The 15,680-nt window shown below is 68.2% G+C and carries 15 protein-coding genes; 9 read left to right on the top strand and 6 right to left on the bottom strand.

All coding sequences use genetic code 11. From position 1 onward, the window contains the following. The first annotated feature begins 147 nt into the window (after window positions 1-147). The 3 genes from V7787_RS44240 (at window position 148) to V7787_RS44230 (ending at window position 3,664) form a co-directional block, all read left to right on the top strand. A complete protein-coding gene (locus V7787_RS44240; RefSeq protein WP_336094064.1) occupies window positions 148-942 on the top strand; it encodes a thiazole synthase in 795 nt (264 codons plus the stop codon). 1 nt (window position 943) lies between these two features. Continuing rightward, window positions 944-1,684, top strand: a complete 741-nt coding sequence (gene trmB / locus V7787_RS44235; protein WP_336094063.1) for a tRNA (guanosine(46)-N7)-methyltransferase TrmB — start codon at window positions 944-946, stop codon at window positions 1,682-1,684. A gap of 132 nt (window positions 1,685-1,816) precedes the next feature. After that, window positions 1,817-3,664: an SLC13 family permease gene (locus V7787_RS44230; protein ID WP_336094062.1), complete on the top strand. Its 1,848-nt coding sequence runs from the start codon at window positions 1,817-1,819 to the stop codon at window positions 3,662-3,664. Window positions 3,665-3,845: 181 nt separating this feature from the next. On the opposite strand, the gene V7787_RS44225 is transcribed toward V7787_RS44230, so the two are convergent. Further along, window positions 3,846-4,214, bottom strand: coding sequence for a Rieske (2Fe-2S) protein (locus tag V7787_RS44225; RefSeq protein ID WP_336094061.1), 369 nt, complete (start codon window positions 4,212-4,214; stop codon window positions 3,846-3,848). Between the two features lie 68 nt (window positions 4,215-4,282). Here V7787_RS44225 and V7787_RS44220 point away from each other — a divergent pair, with 68 nt between their 5' ends. The 6 genes from V7787_RS44220 to V7787_RS44195 all read left to right on the top strand — a co-directional run bounded on the left by V7787_RS44220 (window position 4,283) and on the right by V7787_RS44195 (window position 9,054). Beyond that, complete coding sequence (locus V7787_RS44220) at window positions 4,283-4,615, top strand: hypothetical protein (RefSeq protein WP_336094060.1); 333 nt, start codon at window positions 4,283-4,285, stop codon at window positions 4,613-4,615. A gap of 4 nt (window positions 4,616-4,619) precedes the next feature. Then, window positions 4,620-5,348, top strand: a complete 729-nt coding sequence (locus V7787_RS44215; RefSeq protein WP_336094059.1) for a fumarylacetoacetate hydrolase family protein — start codon at window positions 4,620-4,622, stop codon at window positions 5,346-5,348. Between the two features lie 74 nt (window positions 5,349-5,422). Then, window positions 5,423-5,830, top strand: a complete 408-nt coding sequence (gene mscL / locus V7787_RS44210) for a large-conductance mechanosensitive channel protein MscL (protein ID WP_336094058.1) — start codon at window positions 5,423-5,425, stop codon at window positions 5,828-5,830. An 85-nt stretch (window positions 5,831-5,915) separates the two neighbouring features. Next, a complete protein-coding gene (locus V7787_RS44205) occupies window positions 5,916-6,398 on the top strand; it encodes an ASCH domain-containing protein (protein WP_336094057.1) in 483 nt (160 codons plus the stop codon). 245 nt (window positions 6,399-6,643) lie between these two features. Next, the gene (locus tag V7787_RS44200; RefSeq protein ID WP_336094056.1) at window positions 6,644-8,089 is read left to right on the top strand and encodes a M28 family peptidase; all 1,446 of its coding nucleotides are present in this window, start codon (window positions 6,644-6,646) and stop codon (window positions 8,087-8,089) included. Window positions 8,090-8,412: 323 nt separating this feature from the next. Next, a complete protein-coding gene (locus tag V7787_RS44195) occupies window positions 8,413-9,054 on the top strand; it encodes a RebB family R body protein (RefSeq protein WP_336094055.1) in 642 nt (213 codons plus the stop codon). A gap of 68 nt (window positions 9,055-9,122) precedes the next feature. Here the strand turns inward: V7787_RS44195 and V7787_RS44190 are convergent, their stop codons facing one another. The 5 genes from V7787_RS44190 to V7787_RS44170 form a co-directional block, all read right to left on the bottom strand. Next, a complete protein-coding gene (locus V7787_RS44190) occupies window positions 9,123-10,283 on the bottom strand; it encodes a TrmH family RNA methyltransferase (RefSeq protein ID WP_336094054.1) in 1,161 nt (386 codons plus the stop codon). Next, window positions 10,273-10,833, bottom strand: a complete 561-nt coding sequence (locus V7787_RS44185) for a GNAT family N-acetyltransferase (RefSeq protein ID WP_336094053.1) — start codon at window positions 10,831-10,833, stop codon at window positions 10,273-10,275. Before V7787_RS44185 ends, V7787_RS44190 begins: the two co-directional genes overlap by 11 nt. Window positions 10,834-11,007: 174 nt before the next feature. Then, entirely contained in the window at window positions 11,008-14,133 is a 3,126-nt protein-coding gene (locus V7787_RS44180; protein WP_336094052.1) for an efflux RND transporter permease subunit, read from the bottom strand. Next, window positions 14,130-14,426: a hypothetical protein gene (locus V7787_RS44175; RefSeq protein ID WP_336094051.1), complete on the bottom strand. Its 297-nt coding sequence runs from the start codon at window positions 14,424-14,426 to the stop codon at window positions 14,130-14,132. Before V7787_RS44175 ends, V7787_RS44180 begins: the two co-directional genes overlap by 4 nt. Continuing rightward, window positions 14,419-15,582, bottom strand: a complete 1,164-nt coding sequence (locus V7787_RS44170) for an efflux RND transporter periplasmic adaptor subunit (protein WP_336094050.1) — start codon at window positions 15,580-15,582, stop codon at window positions 14,419-14,421. The genes V7787_RS44175 and V7787_RS44170 overlap by 8 nt, the downstream gene beginning before the upstream one ends. Window positions 15,583-15,680: the final 98 nt, after the last annotated feature.

The following is a 15,680-nucleotide window of genomic DNA, read 5'->3' as shown; positions in this document are numbered from 1 at the left end:
GTCGCGGCTCGTGACCGAAGGAAATCCCTGTGGGACGCCGCTCCTACAGGGGGCAACCGTGAATTTCCTGGCCCCGGCGGCCCGAATCGACCCAACCGGCACCCTCGCGCCCCGACATGTTCATGGCCGATCAGCCATAATTGAGTGATGACTGACACCGCCTTCTCCGACTCGCTGGTCATCGCCGGCAAGACCTACCGCTCCCGCCTGTTGACCGGCACCGGCAAGTTCAAGGACTTGGACGAAACCCGCCGCGCCACCGAGGCCGCCAGCGCCGAAATCGTCACCGTCGCGATCCGCCGCACCAACATCGGCCAGAACCCGGGCGAGCCCAACCTGCTCGACGTGCTGCCGCCGGACCGCTACACCCTGCTGCCCAACACCGCCGGCTGCTACAGCGCCGACGACGCGGTGCGCACCTGCCGGCTGGCCCGCGAGCTGCTCGACGGCCACAAGCTGGTCAAGCTCGAAGTGCTCGGCGACCAGCGCACCCTGTTCCCCGACGTGGTCCAGACCCTGGCGGCGGCCGAAACCCTGGTCAAGGACGGCTTCGACGTGATGGTCTACACCTCCGACGACCCGATCCTGGCCAAGCGCCTGGAGGAAATCGGCTGCGTCGCGGTGATGCCGCTGGCCGCGCCGATCGGCTCGGGCCTGGGCGTGCAGAACAAGTACAACCTGCTGGAAATCGTCGAAAACGCCAAGGTGCCGATCATCGTCGACGCCGGCGTCGGCACCGCCTCGGATGCGGCCATCGCGATGGAGCTGGGCTGCGACGGCGTGCTGATGAACACCGCCATCGCCGGCGCGCGCGACCCGATCCTGATGGCCCACGCGATGAAGCTGGCGGTGGAAGCCGGCCGCGCCGCGTTCAAGGCCGGGCGGATTCCGCGCAAGCGCTACGCCAGCGCGTCCAGCCCGGTGGACGGGTTGATCGGCTGACATGACCGATCCGTTCTCCAGCGACGGCCACAAGGCCCCGCCCAAGCCCTTCACCGTCGAAGAAGGCCGCCGCCAGGTGCGCAGCTTCGTGCTGCGCCAGGGCCGCTTCACGCCGGCCCAGCAGCGCGCGTTCGATGAGCTGTGGCCGCGTTTCGGCATCGACTACCAGGGCGCGCCGCGCGACTACGACGCGATCTTCGGCCGCACGGCCAGGCGCGTGCTGGAAATCGGTTTCGGCAACGGCGAGGCGCTGCGTTTCGCCGCCCAGCACGACAAAGACCGCGACCTGATCGGGATCGAAGTCCACGCCCCGGGCGTGGGCCGCCTGCTCAATGCGCTGGCCGAAGACGCCGGCGATCACGTGCGCCTGTACCACCACGACGCGGTGGAAGTGCTCAACCACGAAATCGCCGACGGCTCGCTCGATGAGGTCCGGATCTATTTCCCCGATCCGTGGCACAAGAAGCGCCACAACAAGCGCCGTCTGGTGCAGCCGGCGTTCGCCGAATTGCTCGTGCGCAAGATCGCCGTCGGCGGGCGCTTGCACCTGGCCACCGATTGGCAGGACTATGCCGAACAGATGTGGGACGTCCTGGACGCAACAGGGGGGCTCGCCAACCGCGCCGGCAAGCGCGGCAGCGTGCCGCGGCCGGAATGGCGCCCGCAAACGCATTTCGAGACCCGCGGCCAGAAACTCGGCCACGGGGTCTGGGATTTGTTGTACGACAGAGTCCGGGACTAGGGATTCGGGATCGGAGATTCGCATGCGGGCCACAGCGCTGCCGCCGAGTTTCGCCGGGATCGGATCCGCCCCGTGCCGCGACGCTGTCGGCGCTAGCCAATCCCCAACCCACCACAGCGAATCCCGCCCCTGATGGACACCGCCCTCGCGCTCACCACCGACATGAAGCTCGTTCTCGGGCTGGTGGTGTTCACGATGGCGATGTTCCTGTTCGAGCGCATCCGCGCCGACGTCGTCGCCCTGGTGGTGCTGGTGCTGCTGGGCCTGTCGGGCCTGGTCGAACCCGACGAGCTGTTCAACGGTTTTTCGGGCAACGCGGTCATCAGCATCATCGCGACCATGATCCTGGGCGCCGGGCTGGACCGCACCGGCGCGCTCAACCGCCTGGCCGGCTGGCTGCTGCGGCGCGCGCACGGGGTGGAACAGCGCTTGCTGCTGCTGACCACCGCGGTCGCCGGGCTCAATTCCTCGTTCATGCAAAACCCCTCGGTAATGGCGTTGTACATGCCGGTCGCCGCGCGCCTGTCCTCGCGCACCGGTCTGTCGCTGCCGCGGCTGCTGCTGCCGATCGCCGCGGCCATCGTCATGGGCGGCGCGCTGACCATGGTCGGCAATTCGCCGCTGATCCTGCTCAACGACTTGCTGCTCAACGCCAACAGCAACCTGCCCTCGGGCGCGGCCACCATCGAGCCGCTGAAGATGTTCGCGCCGCTGCCGATCGGCATCGCCCTGCTCGCCGCGTCGCTGGCCTATTTCCATTTCTTCGCCGACAAGCTGCTCAAGGACGACACCGAAAAGGGCGCCACGCCGGCGCGCACGCAGAGCTATTTCGCCAAGGCCTACGGCATCGACGGCGACGTCTACGAGCTCACCGTGACCGCCGACAGCCCCTTGGTCGGCATGTCGCTGGGCGAAGCCGAAGCGCTGCGCGGCGCGCCGCTGCTGCTGGCGCTGAAGAGCGACAACGACTCGCGTCTGGCGCCGCCGGCCGACACCCGCATCTGGGTCGGCAGCGTGCTCGGCGCGATGGGGCCCAAGCAGCAGGTCGCCGACTTCGCCCAGAACCATTTCCTGCGCCTGTCGTCGCGGCTGCGCAATTTCGCCGACCTGTTCAACCCCAGCCGCGCCGGCATTTCCGAAGCGGTGGTGCCGGCGACCTCGGCCTACATCGGCAAGACCGCGGGCGACTTGCACCTGCGCAAGCAATCCGGGCTGAGCCTGCTGGCGATCAACCGCGACAAGAGCGTGCTGCGCGAGAACGTGCGCACGGTACCGATGCGCGCCGGCGACATGCTGGTGTTCCACAGCATCTGGACCGACCTGGCCAGCGCCGCGGCGAGCAAGGACCTGGTGGTGGTCACCGACTACCCCAAGGGCGAGCAACGCCCGCACAAGCTCAAGATCGCGCTGGCGATTTTCGCCGTGGCGATGCTGCTGGCGCTGTCCTCGCGGCTGCCGGTGTCGATCGCGCTGATGACCGGCGTGGCCGGCATGCTGATCGCCGGGGTGATCAACATCGACGAAGCGTATTCGGCGATCAACTGGAAGACCGTGTTCCTGATGGCCTGCCTGATTCCATTGGGCTGGGCGATGGATTCCAGCGGCGCGGCGGCGTGGATCGCCGGCCACAGCATCGAGCGATTGCCGCGCGGGACGCCGGTGTGGCTGCTGGAGATATTGATCGGCTTGCTGACGACGGCGTTTTCGTTGGTCATCAGCCATGTCGGCGCGACCATTGTGGTAGTGCCGCTTGCGGTCAATCTGGCGCTGGCCGCCGGCGGTAATCCGACCGCGTTCGCGCTGATCGTGGCGTTGTCGGCGTCGAACAACTTCATGACCGCGTCCAATCCGGTGATCTCGATGATTACCGGTCCGGCGGGGTACAGCGGCAAGGAGTTGTGGAAGATCGGTGGGCCGTTGTCGTTGATCTATACGGTGGTGACGGTGTTGATGGTTAATGTGTTGTTTTGGGGCAAGTGAACGGGCAGAGAAAACAAGCGCGGTGCCAACGTCAAAAAGCCCGAATCTCTCCGCCCGCGAACCCATCACCAACAGCCGCCTGCTCTACATCAGGCCGACAAGAGCAAAGTCAAAATGGATTCCGGCTTTCGCCGGAATGACGGTAGGTGAGTGGCGCGGCGTCGTCAGCAGCCCGCTGAACTCAAACCAACCAAACCGCCCCATCGCGCACATCCACCGCCACCGCCCGCAACGCCTCCCCGCGACACGGCCCGGCCACGCACTCGCCGCCGACCAGCTCGAAACTGGCCCCATGCGCCGCGCACACCAACAACCCGTCCTTGCTCTTGAGAAATTGCCCCGGAGCCCAATCTAATCGTCGTCCGGCGTGCGGGCATATGTTGAGCCAGGCGCGCACCGCGTCGCCGTCGCGGTAGAGCAGCAGCGATTCGGCGTCGCCTTCGATGGTCGCTTCGACCTCGGCGAAGGCGCCGTCGGCCAAGCGCTGCAGCTCGATCAACGGCTGCGCGGCCGCGTCGCCGCCGCCCGGATGATTTAACGAAGTTCTCACACCCTCGTTCATGCCTGGAACGATACTCATGTGTCCGGCCCAGGCCGCATTGTCTCACGACACCTCAAATGTTTGCCCAGACTTTCCGATTCTCCGAACACCGACCGCAATGGAATGCGTTCCAGTCGCGCGTGCGCAACGCTTTCGAGCCGCGCAAGCCGCGTCACCGCCTTCTGCGTTTCGCGCTCGGTCTGGTCGGGCTGGGCTTGCTCGCGCTGTTGGTGTTCTTCAGCGTGTTCGTGGGCGCGGCGATGATTATCGTCGGCTTGGGTTACAAACTGTGGCAGCGCCGCGGCAAGCCGATGGCGCGCCGCACCAGGCACCGTCCGGAAGTGGTCGAGGGCGAGTTCCGCGTCGTCGACGCGTCGACGATCGAACACCGTTCGACCTCGGCGCGCTGACCGTATGGGCGACGTGATCGCGGCCGCGCCGGCCACCCGCATTCCGGTTCGCGGCCAAGGCATCGCCGCGGACGCCAGCTTCCCGGTCCGCCGCGTCTACTGCGTCGGCCGCAACTTCGCCGAGCACGCCCGCGAAATGGGCGCGGCGGTGCCGACCTCCAGCGCCGACCGCGGCCGGCCGGTGTTCTTCCTCAAGCCGCACGATTCGCTGGAATTGGGCGAAGCCGTGCCCTACCCGCCCGGCACCAGCGACCTGCACCATGAGGTCGAGCTGGTGGTCGCCATCGGCCGCGACGCGCCCGCCGGCGAGCTGCCGGTGGAAGCCGCCTCGGCGCTGATTTACGGCTACGCGGTCGGCCTGGATCTGACCCGCCGCGACCTGCAAGCCCAGGCCAAGGCCAAGGGCCTGCCCTGGGACACCGGCAAATCCTTCGACCACGCCGCGCCGATCAGCGCGATCGTGCCGGCGGCCGAGGTCGGCGAACTGGGTTCGCGCGCGCTGACCCTGGAGGTCAACGGCGAAGTCCGCCAGCGCGGCTCGCTCGACGATCTGGTCTGGAACGTCCCGGAAATCCTGCACGAGCTTTCGCGCCTGTATGCGCTGCGCGCCGGCGACCTGGTCTACATGGGCACGCCCTCGGGCGTGGGCCCGCTGCAGCCCGGCGACCGCTACCGCGCCGTACTGGAAGGCGTGGCCGAGCTGCACGGACACATCACCTCGGCCTCGGTATAGTCCGGCCCCGGCGCGCTGCCAGCGCGTCCAGGCCCGGTCCCGCACCGGTCGTCGACAACCAGGGAGAGCATGCGATGGGCATGATCAGCGAGTTCAAAGAGTTCATTGCGCGCGGCAACGTGGTCGATCTGGCTACCGCGGTGGTGATCGGCGCGGCATTCAACAAAATCGTGACCGCCTTGGTCGACGGCATCGTCATGCCGACCATCGGCTACATGACCGGCGGCGTCAGCGTCAGCGACTGGAAGTACGTACTCAAGCCGTCGCAGCTCGATGCGGCAGGCAAGGAAGTCGCGGCCGAAGTGGCGGTGAAGTACGGCATGGTTCTGCAGACCGCGATCGATTTCATCCTCATCGCGTTCGTCATCTTCATCGTCCTCAAGGGCTACAACAAGCTGCGCAAGCCGGAAACGGCCGCGCCCGCGGCGACGCCGGAAGACGTGCTGCTGCTGCGCGAAATCCGCGATTCGCTGAAGAAGTAAGCCCGACGCGTATCCTTCGAAGGCCGCCACCTCGCGTGGCGGCCTTCTTCGTTTCCGGCACCCACCTTCACCGAGCACCTTGCAGATGGCCGACAAAACCGCCGCCAGCGACGCCTTCTGGGCCGACTACCGCGACCACGCCGGAGCCGCCGGCGATTACGCCGTCTGCAGCTTCGGCGACAACGCCGCCGACGCCGCCGAACTGGCGGCGCTGGTGCTGGCCGGGACCAAGCGCGCGACCGCGTCGCTGGTTCGCGATTATTCGCCCGACACCCTGCCGCGCGAGGGCGATCACGTGGTGGTGGTCGACGGCGAGGGACGGCCGTGCTGCATCTGGCGCACGACCCGGATCGAGACCAAGCCGATGATCGAGGTCGACGACGCCTTCGCCTGGGCCGAGGGCGAAGGCGACCGCAGCCGCGCGGAGTGGCTGCGCATCCACCGCGACTACTTCGGCGCGCAGGCGCGATCGGAAGGCTTCGCCATCGACGACGGCATCGAGGTGGTGTTCGAGCGCTTCCGCATCGTCTGGCCGCAACAGTTCGCCGACGCGCCCGAGCCGGACTGACGCCGGCGCGGCGCCGCTCGCGGCGAACCGCCCGATACGGCAAAACGATCCGCGTCCGCTGCAGCCGCGCCGCATCGCCGTCGCAGCCGCCGCCACCGTCAAACGCCTTGATAGGCAGCGACAAATATCCCGAGAGTCGGACGTGACTTTCCTCAGGTAGCGGCGCGGTCGCGGGTTGCTAAGCTGGCTTTTTGGCCTAGCCGCGCGACCTTCCGCGCGGCCGGCCCGCAACGAGGAGATTGGGGATGCGCGCACCGCTGTGGGCAGCTATGGCTGCCGTGTTGTTCACAGGTTCGATCCTGGCCGGCGACGCCGCGGCCGCACAGCGCGAGACGCGCATTCCGCAAGCCGCCGTCGACGCCGTCGCCGAGCTGCGCGAGCGCGCGCTGGCCAGCGACCTGGGCTACAAGATCACCGAATCGCTGACCACCGAAGTCGGCCCGCGACTGGCCGGCAGCGAAGCCGATGCGCGCGCGGTGGCCTGGGCCGAAGCCAAGTTCCGCAGCCTGGGCTTCGACAAAGTCTGGCTGGAGCCGGTCAGCTTTCCCAAGTGGGAGCGCCGCAGCGAACACGCGCAGGTGCTCGGCGCGCACGCGCAGCCGCTGACCCTGACCGCGCTCGGCGGCAGCCCCGCCGGCACGGTCGAGGGCGAGGTGGTGCGCTTCGCCGATCTGGCCGCGCTGGAAGCCGCGCCGGCCGGTTCCCTGGCGGGCAAGATCGCGTTCGTCGATTTCGCCATGCCGCGGGCCAAAGACGGCGCCGGTTACGGCCCCGGCGGCCGGGTGCGCAGCCGCGGCCCGTCGGCGGCGATCCGCGCCGGCGCGGTCGCGTTCCTGATGCGTTCGGCCGGTACCGATTCGCACCGCATGCCGCACACCGGCATCACCCGCTTCGACGACGACCTCAAGCCGGTGCCGTCGGCGGCGCTGTCGGCGCCCGACGCCGCGCAGCTCTCGCGTCTGGTCGCGCTCGCCGGCAACGGCGGCGGCGCGCCGGTGAAGGTGAAGCTGGCGCTGGATTGCGGTTGGGACGGCCAAGCGACCTCGCACAACGTCATCGGCGAGATCCGCGGCAAGAGCAAGCCCGATGAAGTGGTGATCATCGGCGGCCACCTGGATTCCTGGGACCTGGGCACCGGCGCGATCGACGACGGCGCCGGCGTCGGCCTGACCATGGCCGCGGCCAAGCTGATCGGCGACACCAAGCTGCGCCCGGCGCGCACGATCCGGGTGATCGCTTTCGCCAACGAAGAACAAGGCTTGCACGGCGGCCGCGCCTACGCGGCCAAGCACGCGGCCGATGTGCGCAAGCATCAGATCGGCGCCGAGAGCGATTTCGGCGCGGGCCGGATCTACGCGTACTCCAGTTCCGCACCCGACTACGCCAAGACCGCCGACGCGCAGATCGCGCAAGCCCTGGCGCCGCTCGGGATCGAGCACACCCCAGGCAAGGGCGGCCCGGGCCCGGACATCTCGCCGTTCGCCGCCGGCGGTCTGGCCTGGGCGCGTCTGGCCCAGGACGGCACCGACTATTTCGACTACCACCACACCCCCGACGACACCTTGGACAAGATCGACCCCAAGGCATTGGCGCAGAACGTCGCCGCCTACGCGGTGTTCGCCTACCTGGCCGCGTCGGCCGACGGCGATTTCGGCAGCGCGCCCAAGCAGGTGACGCCGCCGGAGGAATAAGCGCGTCGGGCCAACAACGCGACGCACCCCATGAACCGTCATTCCGGCGAAAGCCGGAACCCATTTTGACTTTGCTCTAAAACGTCCCAAGCACGCCCGTTCTCAGCAACGCCAAAACCGCAAAAGCCGCCCTCTCCCAACCCGGGAGAGGGCGGCTTTTTTTGTGGGCTACCCGTTTACCCGCGCAAGAATCCGCGCCAACGCGTCGCCCAAAACAATTCCACCAACCACCACGCCCGGTTTCGCCGCCGAATTGCGTTGTTAACGCAACGGAGACCGACACAGCCCGCCGCGCCTCCACCCATTCCGCACAGGACACCTCCATGGATGAGGCCACTTCCGCTTCCACCAGCGTGAATCCGCAGATCACCGACGCGGTCACCCAGACCAACGTCAAGGTCACCGCGCAAGCGCCCGCCACCGCGATCGCCCAGCTCTATCAGACCGTCGCCCACGCCACCGGTTTGATGGCCGAGAACGCCGCCAATTCGCAGCAACAGCAATCCATGATCAACTCGTCAGCGGCCGCGCAGGCCACCATCGTGTTGCTCGACCAGACCGGCAACACGCCCGGCGACGGCCCGACGCCTCCCGTCGGCGCGGGCCCTGGCGTCTCGACCGGTCTTTCCGAACCCGCCGACCTGGAGGCTCACGTGCAAGACAGCGCGCAACGTCTGAAGCAACTGGCGAGCGACCGCGGCGCGGTCAACTCGCAGATCGTCTCGGCGATCGAAACCAACCACCACTACAGCCTCGGCGCCGCCGGCGTGTTCGCCTACGCCCAGCGCGAGGTCATGCAGGCTTTCGTCGATGGCCTGGAACAGATCAACGCCGCCCAGTACCGGCAACAACTGCAAGCGGTGCAGATCACCGCGACCGCGGTCTGCCTGAGCGCGATGCTGAAATCGCCCGAACGCGCCGAGGAATACGCGGCGGTGTTGCAGGCGATCAAGCAGTTGGAGTGACGCTGCGGCGCGGCCGCCGCGTGGCGGCCGCGCTCATGCGCGAACCAGCGCCTGCCGCGCGCGGCGACTCAACGCCGCGCGCGCCACGCGGCCAGCAGCACCGCGGTCGCCGCGGCGACGTTGAGGCTTTCGACCTTGCCGCTGCCGGGAATCGACAAACGCAGATCGCAGGCCGCGGCCAGGTCGCGGTCCATGCCCGCGCCTTCGGCGCCGAGCACGTAAACCAAGCGTTGCGGCAGCGCCGCGGCGAACACGTCCTCGCCGCCGTCGACCACGGTCGCGGCCAGGGCGAAACCGGAACCGCGCAGTTGCGCCAGGGCGTTGTCGCTGCGGCCCATGCGCACCATCGGCACCGCTTCGGCGCCGCCTTCGGCCACGCGCGCGGCGGCACCGGACAAGGCCAGGGTGGAATCCTTGCTCAGCAGCACCGCGCTCACGCCGAAGTGCGCCGACGAACGCAGGATCGCGCCGAGGTTGTGCGGATTGCCGACGCCGTCGAGCCAGATCGCCAACTGCGGGCCGGGCGCCAGATCGCGCAACCATTCCGACAACGACACCGGCTCTTCGCGCAGCACGTCGGCGACCACGCCTTCGTGATGGCCGCTGGCGGCGAGCTTGTCCAGATCCTGGGTCTCGACCACCCGGTAACCGACCCGGTTGGCCACGCACCACGACAGCAACGGCTGCAGTTGCGGAATGCGCGGGCCGTCCAGGTACAGCTTGCGGATCGCTTCGGGCCGGCGCGCGAACACCGCGCGCACCGCGTTGAGGCCGTACAGGCGCAGTTCGACGTCGCGACGCGCGCGTTGCGGCGAGGGCGCGTCGAAGCCTGCATCGTCGAAGCCGGTCTGATCCGAACCCGCGCTCAATTCCTCGTCGCGCTGGCGATACGGCCGCGCCGTGCGTTCGCTGCGCTCGCGCGAGTCGCGGGCATCGTCGCCATGGCGGTGACGTTGCTCGCGCCGTTCCGAGCGCGAATGCGGATGCGCATGACCACTGCGTTCGTGGCCGCCGCGGTACGGCGCAGGCGGTTCTTCGCGCGAGCGCGCATCGCCGCCGCGATACGGGCCGCGGCCTTCATCGGGCGGGCTCTGCGGCGCATCGCGGCGCGGACCGCTGCGCCACGGGCCCTGCCCGGCGCCCTGCCCCGCGCCCTGGCCGCTGCCCGATGCCGGGCCTTGTCCGCTGTAGGGTTTGCGCGGACCGCGCGGCGGATCGTCACGTCGCATTGTTCAGACTCCTTCTCACTTTCGCGAACACCCGCAGATCGTGCACCTGCCCGCGTTTGACCACGGCGCACTGCTGCACGCCTTCTTCGATAAAACCGTTTTTCGCCAATACCCGCGCCGAGGCCGGGTTGTGGTCGTACACCGTCGCGTACAAGCGGTACAACGACAGTTCGCGCATCGCCCAGGGCACGAACGCGGCGACCACCCGGGTCATCAGACCCGAGCCCCACAACGAACGCCCGAGCCAATAGCCCAACTCGGCCGAATGCGCGCGCTCATACCGTCCCGGCTGCGCGCTGATGCTGCCGCAGGCGCGGCCGTCGACTTCGATGGCGAACAGCGGCGCACTGAAGTCGATCACCAGCCCGGCCAGAAACGCTTCGCCGTCGGCGCGCGTGTACGGATACGGGAAACGATCGCTGAGCCCGCGCGAGACCTGCTCATCGTCGGCGTGCGCGAGCAGGCTGTCGATATCGCCGGCGCGCCAGGGACGCAGGACGAAACCGTCGCCCCGCGGCGGCGGGCTGGCGGCTGAGGGGGGCAGGTTCATGGGATAAGCCTAATTAGCTCGCAGTCCGGCTGCAAACGGCGGCGGCGCGACTGCCCCCTGTAGGAGCGGCGCGAGCCGCGACCGCGACATCCATTCAACGACGTAAGCCGGATGTCGCGGTCGCGGCTCGCGCCGCTCCTACAGGGGGAAATCGTTACGGGCGCGGCGAGCTGATCAAGCGTGCCCACCGGCCTGCGGCGTTTCCTTCTCCAGCTTGTCCAACTCGTGCGCGACCGCTTCGGGCGACTTGGTGAAGCGCGCCAGCAGCACATAGAACGCCGGCACGATGAACAGCGACAGCAAGGTCGAGAACGAAACGCCGAAGATCACCACGATGCCGATGGTCGCGCGGCTGGCCGAGCCCGGGCCGCCGGCCAGCACCAGCGGTACCGCGCCGACCACGGTGGCGATGGACGTCATCAGGATCGGGCGCAGGCGCACCGCCGAGGATTCGACGATGGCCTGATGGATGCTGCGGCCTTCATCGCGCAATTGATTGGCGAACTCGACGATCAAGATGCCGTTCTTCGCCGCCAACCCCACCAGCATGACGATGCCGATCTGACTGAACAGATTCAGCGTCCCGCCGGTCATCCACAGGCCGATCAAGGCGCCGAGCACGCCCAGCGGCACGGTCAGCATGATCACGAACGGGTGGATGAAGCTTTCGAACTGCGCGGCCAACACCAGATACACCACCAGCAAGGCCAGGGTGAAGGTCATCAGCACCGCGCCGCCGGCTTTCTGGTACTCGCGCGACTCGCCTTTCCAATCGATCTGGGCGTGCTCGGGCAGTTCTTCGGCGACGGTCTGGTTCAACCAGGCAATCGCCTCGCCCATGGTGTAACCGGGCGCGAGGCCGGCGCTGATGGTGATCGCGCGCAGGCGGTTGAAGCGGTTGAGGCTGCCGGCCTCGGCCAGCTCGTTGAGGGTGACCAGATTGGACAGCGGCACCAGCGCGCCGTCGCGCGCGCGCACCTGGATCGCCGACAGATCGGCCGGCGAGGCGCGCAGATCGCGGTCGGCCTGCACGATCACGTCGTACTCCTCGCCGTTCTGGACGAAGGTGGTGACCCGGCGCGAGCCCATCATCGTTTCCAGCGCGTGGCCGATGTCGGTGACGCTGACGCCGAGGTCGGCGGCGCGTTGGCGGTCGATCTCGACCCGCATCTGCGGGCGGGTTTCCTTGTAGTCCGAGTCGGCCGAGAACAAGCCCTTGTTCTGCTCGATCCGCGCCAGCAAGCGGTCGCGCCACTTGGCCAGCTCGGCGTATTCCGGGCCGCCCAGCACGATCTGGATCGGCTGGCCGCGGGTACGCACCAGACCGCCGCCGACCTGCGGCAAGGCGCGCACGCCGGTCAGCCCGCCCAGTTCGGCGCGCAGGCCTTCGGCGACCTCGGCGGTGCTCTTCTCGCGCTTGTCCCAATCCTGCAGGAACACCGCGATCCGGCCGGTGTGCATTTCCTCGCTGGCGCCGAATCCGCCGGGCACGCGCGGGTTGTAGCGCTGGATGGTCTCGTTGGGCCCGGTGTGCGAGGCGACGATCTTCTCGACCTGCTGCACCTGCTTGACGGTGTAGTCGTAACCGGCGCCTTCCGGGCCGAGGATCGAAATCTGGAACGAGCCGCGGTCTTCCTGCGGCGCCAATTCCGACGGCACGAACTTGAACAGCACGAAGCTCAACGCCAGCGCGATCAGCATCAGGATGCCGAACAGCCACGGCCGCTCCACGGTGTGGTCGAGCAGCCCCTTGTAGCGGCGGCTCACCCCGTCCAGACGCGCGTTGATCCAGCGATTGACCGGATTGGATTTCTCCTCGCTGTGCGGGCGCACGAACTTGGACGACATCATCGGCGTCAGGGTCAGCGCGACGAACGCCGACAGCGCCACCGCGCCGGCCAGCGCCACCGACAACTCGCGGAACAAACGCCCGGTGTTGCCTTCCATGAACCCGACCGGCAAGAACACCGCCACCAACACCGCGGTGGTGGCGATCACCGCGAACGCGACCTGCTTGGTGCCGCGCGCGGCGGCGACCAGCTTGGGCTCGCCCAGATCGGCGCGGCGCTGGATGTTCTCCAGCACCACGATCGCATCGTCCACCACCAGGCCGATGCACAGCACCAGCGCCAGCAAGGTCAGCAGATTGATCGAGAAGCCGAACGCGTACAGCGGAATGAACGCGGCGATCAGACACACCGGCACCGTCACCGCCGGAATCAGCGCGGCGCGGAAGCTGCCCAGGAACAGCCAGATCACGATCAACACCAGCACCATCGCTTCGACCAGGGTGTGGTAGACGCGCTCGACCGCCGATTCGATGAACACCGTGGTGTCGAAGGCGACGAAGATGTCGGTGCCTTGCGGCAGGCTCGGCCGGATCTTGTCGGCCTCCGCGCGCACCGCGCGGGCCACGTCCAGGCTGTTGGCGGTGGAGGTCTTGACGATGCCCAGGCCGATATTGGGCTCGCCGTTGCTGCGGTAGTAGGCGCGGCGCTCGGCCGATTGCAGCTCGATCTTGGCCACGTCGCCCAGCCGCACCACGTAACCGTCGGCGCCCTTCTTGAGCGGAATCTGGGCGAAGTCCGGCGGCTTCTGGTAGCTGCGCGCCACCCGCAAGGTGAAATCGCGCGCGGCCGATTCGATCCGCCCGGCCGGCAGTTCGACGTTCTCCGCGCGCAGCGCGGCTTCCACTTCGTTGACGGTGATGTCGCGCGCGGCCAACTGGTCCTGGTTCAACCAGATCCGCATCGCGTAACGCTGCTGGCCGCCGATGCGCACCTGGGCGACGCCGTCGACCGAGGACAAACGGTCGACCACGTAACGCTCGGCGTAGTCGGACAGTTGCAGCGTGTCCATCTGCTTGGAGCTCATGTTGAGCCACAGGATGGGGTCGGCGTCGCTTTCGACTTTTTCGATCTGCGGCGGATCGGCTTCTTCCGGCATCCGGTTGGACACCCGGCTGACCGCGTCGCGCACGTCGTTGGCGGCGGCTTCGATCTCGCGTTGCAGGGTGAACTCGATGCTGATCGAAGCGCGGCCGTTGACGCTGCGCGATTCGATGGTCTCGATGCCCTCGATCCCGGCCAGCGCGTCTTCCAGCACCTGGGTGATGCGGGTCTCCACCACCGAGGCCGATGCGCCGGGATAGGTCACGTCGACCGAGACGATCGGCGGATCGATCGCCGGCAATTCGCGCAAGGTCAGGCGCGAGAACGCCATCACGCCCAAGGTGATGAGCAGCAGGCTCATCACGGTGGCGAACACCGGGCGGCGGATGGAGAGATCGGAAATGTTCATCGGCCGCCGCTCCGGTCGCGGCGCTTCGGCGCGCGGCGTTGGGCTGCGACGTAAACCGGGGCTTTGGCCTGGGTGCCGGCTTCGCCCGGTTTCCGATTCCGCTCCGGCTCGTCATTGCCGCGCAGGCGCGAATCCAGAGACTTCAATTGTTCGCGCACGAAAGGCGACAGATTGCCGCCCGCGCGGGAACGTCCGGGCGAGGATTCGCCATCGTCCGAACCCTCCAGGACCCGCTGCGTCAGCGACAACGCCAGCAAACGCAGCCGTTCGCGCAAACCCGAGGACTCAGCCATTGCGGCCGTCCTTGCCCGCGCCGGCGGCATCTGGCGCGCGCGCCGGCGGCTTGGCCTGCGACTCGGCTTCGCGCGTCGGCGCGGCCGCGTCGGCGGGCGCCGCCGACACCTGCACCTTGCTGCCGACCCGCAACTTGCCGGTGCCGTCGACCACGATCTGCTCGCCGACCGCCAAACCCTCGACGATCTCGGCCAGGCCTTCGCGGCGGGTGCCGACTTTGACGTCGGAACGCTCGACCGTGTTGTCCGGCTTGAGCCGGAACACGTACGAATCGGTGCCGACCTGCACCACCGAGATTTCCGGCACCAGCAGCGCCTGACGCTCGGGCTGCAGCAAGGTCACCTGCACCAGCATGCCCGGACGCAACGGATGGCCGGCGTTGGCGAAATCCGCGCGCACCGTCACCGCGCGGGTGGCCGGATCGACCCGCGCGTCGACCGTGCTGACTTCGCCTTCGAAGCGCCGGCCCGGATAGGCCGCGCTGGTGCCGCTGACGCTTTGGCCCTTGGCCACGCGCGCCAGCAGAGTTTCCGGCACAGGGAAATCGATATAGACGCGCTCGGTGTCGTCGAGCGTGGCGATCGGCGTGCCCGGGGTGACCAGCGAGCCTGGGCTGACCTGGCGGATGCCGAGCACGCCGGAGAACGGCGCACGCACTTCGCGATCGCCGATATCGGCCTTCATCTGCTCGACCCGCGCGCGGGTGGCGTCGCGGGTGGCGCGCTGGGTATCGAGCGCGGACCGCGCGATCAGTTGCTGCCCGGCCAGTTCGGTCTGGCGCTTGAACAACTGCTCGGCCTCCTTGGCGGTGGCCTCGGCCTGCGCCAGCGCGGCCAATTGCGCCTTGCCGCTCAGAGTGACCAGCGAAGCGCCGGCGCGGACGTGATCGCCGCTTTCGAAATGCACGGCCTGGACGATCTCGCTGACCTTGGCGGTAACCGTGATCGATTCGCGCGCCTTGACGTTGCCCAGCGCCTGCACGGTGTCGTTCCAGGGACGCAGATGGACCCGCTCGGCGGTGACCGGGATCGGCCGATCGCCCTGCCCGCCCTGGCCGCCGGGACCGCCCTGCGTCTTGCCGCCTTTGCCGCAAGCGGCCACAGCGAGGGCGAAAGCAAGGATGCAGCAAAGGCGGAGTCCGGAACGTGGTCGCATGCGGTTCTCTTGGCGGAGCCCGGCGTGGGCGTTGGCGCGATTAGGGCGGGCGATGAAGCGGGCACGGCCTTGGGGACGCGCAGCGGACGCTGGGCGCG

Source organism: Pseudomonas sp. CGJS7 (assembly GCF_036961695.1).
This window is presented reverse-complemented; position numbering and strand designations above follow the sequence as displayed.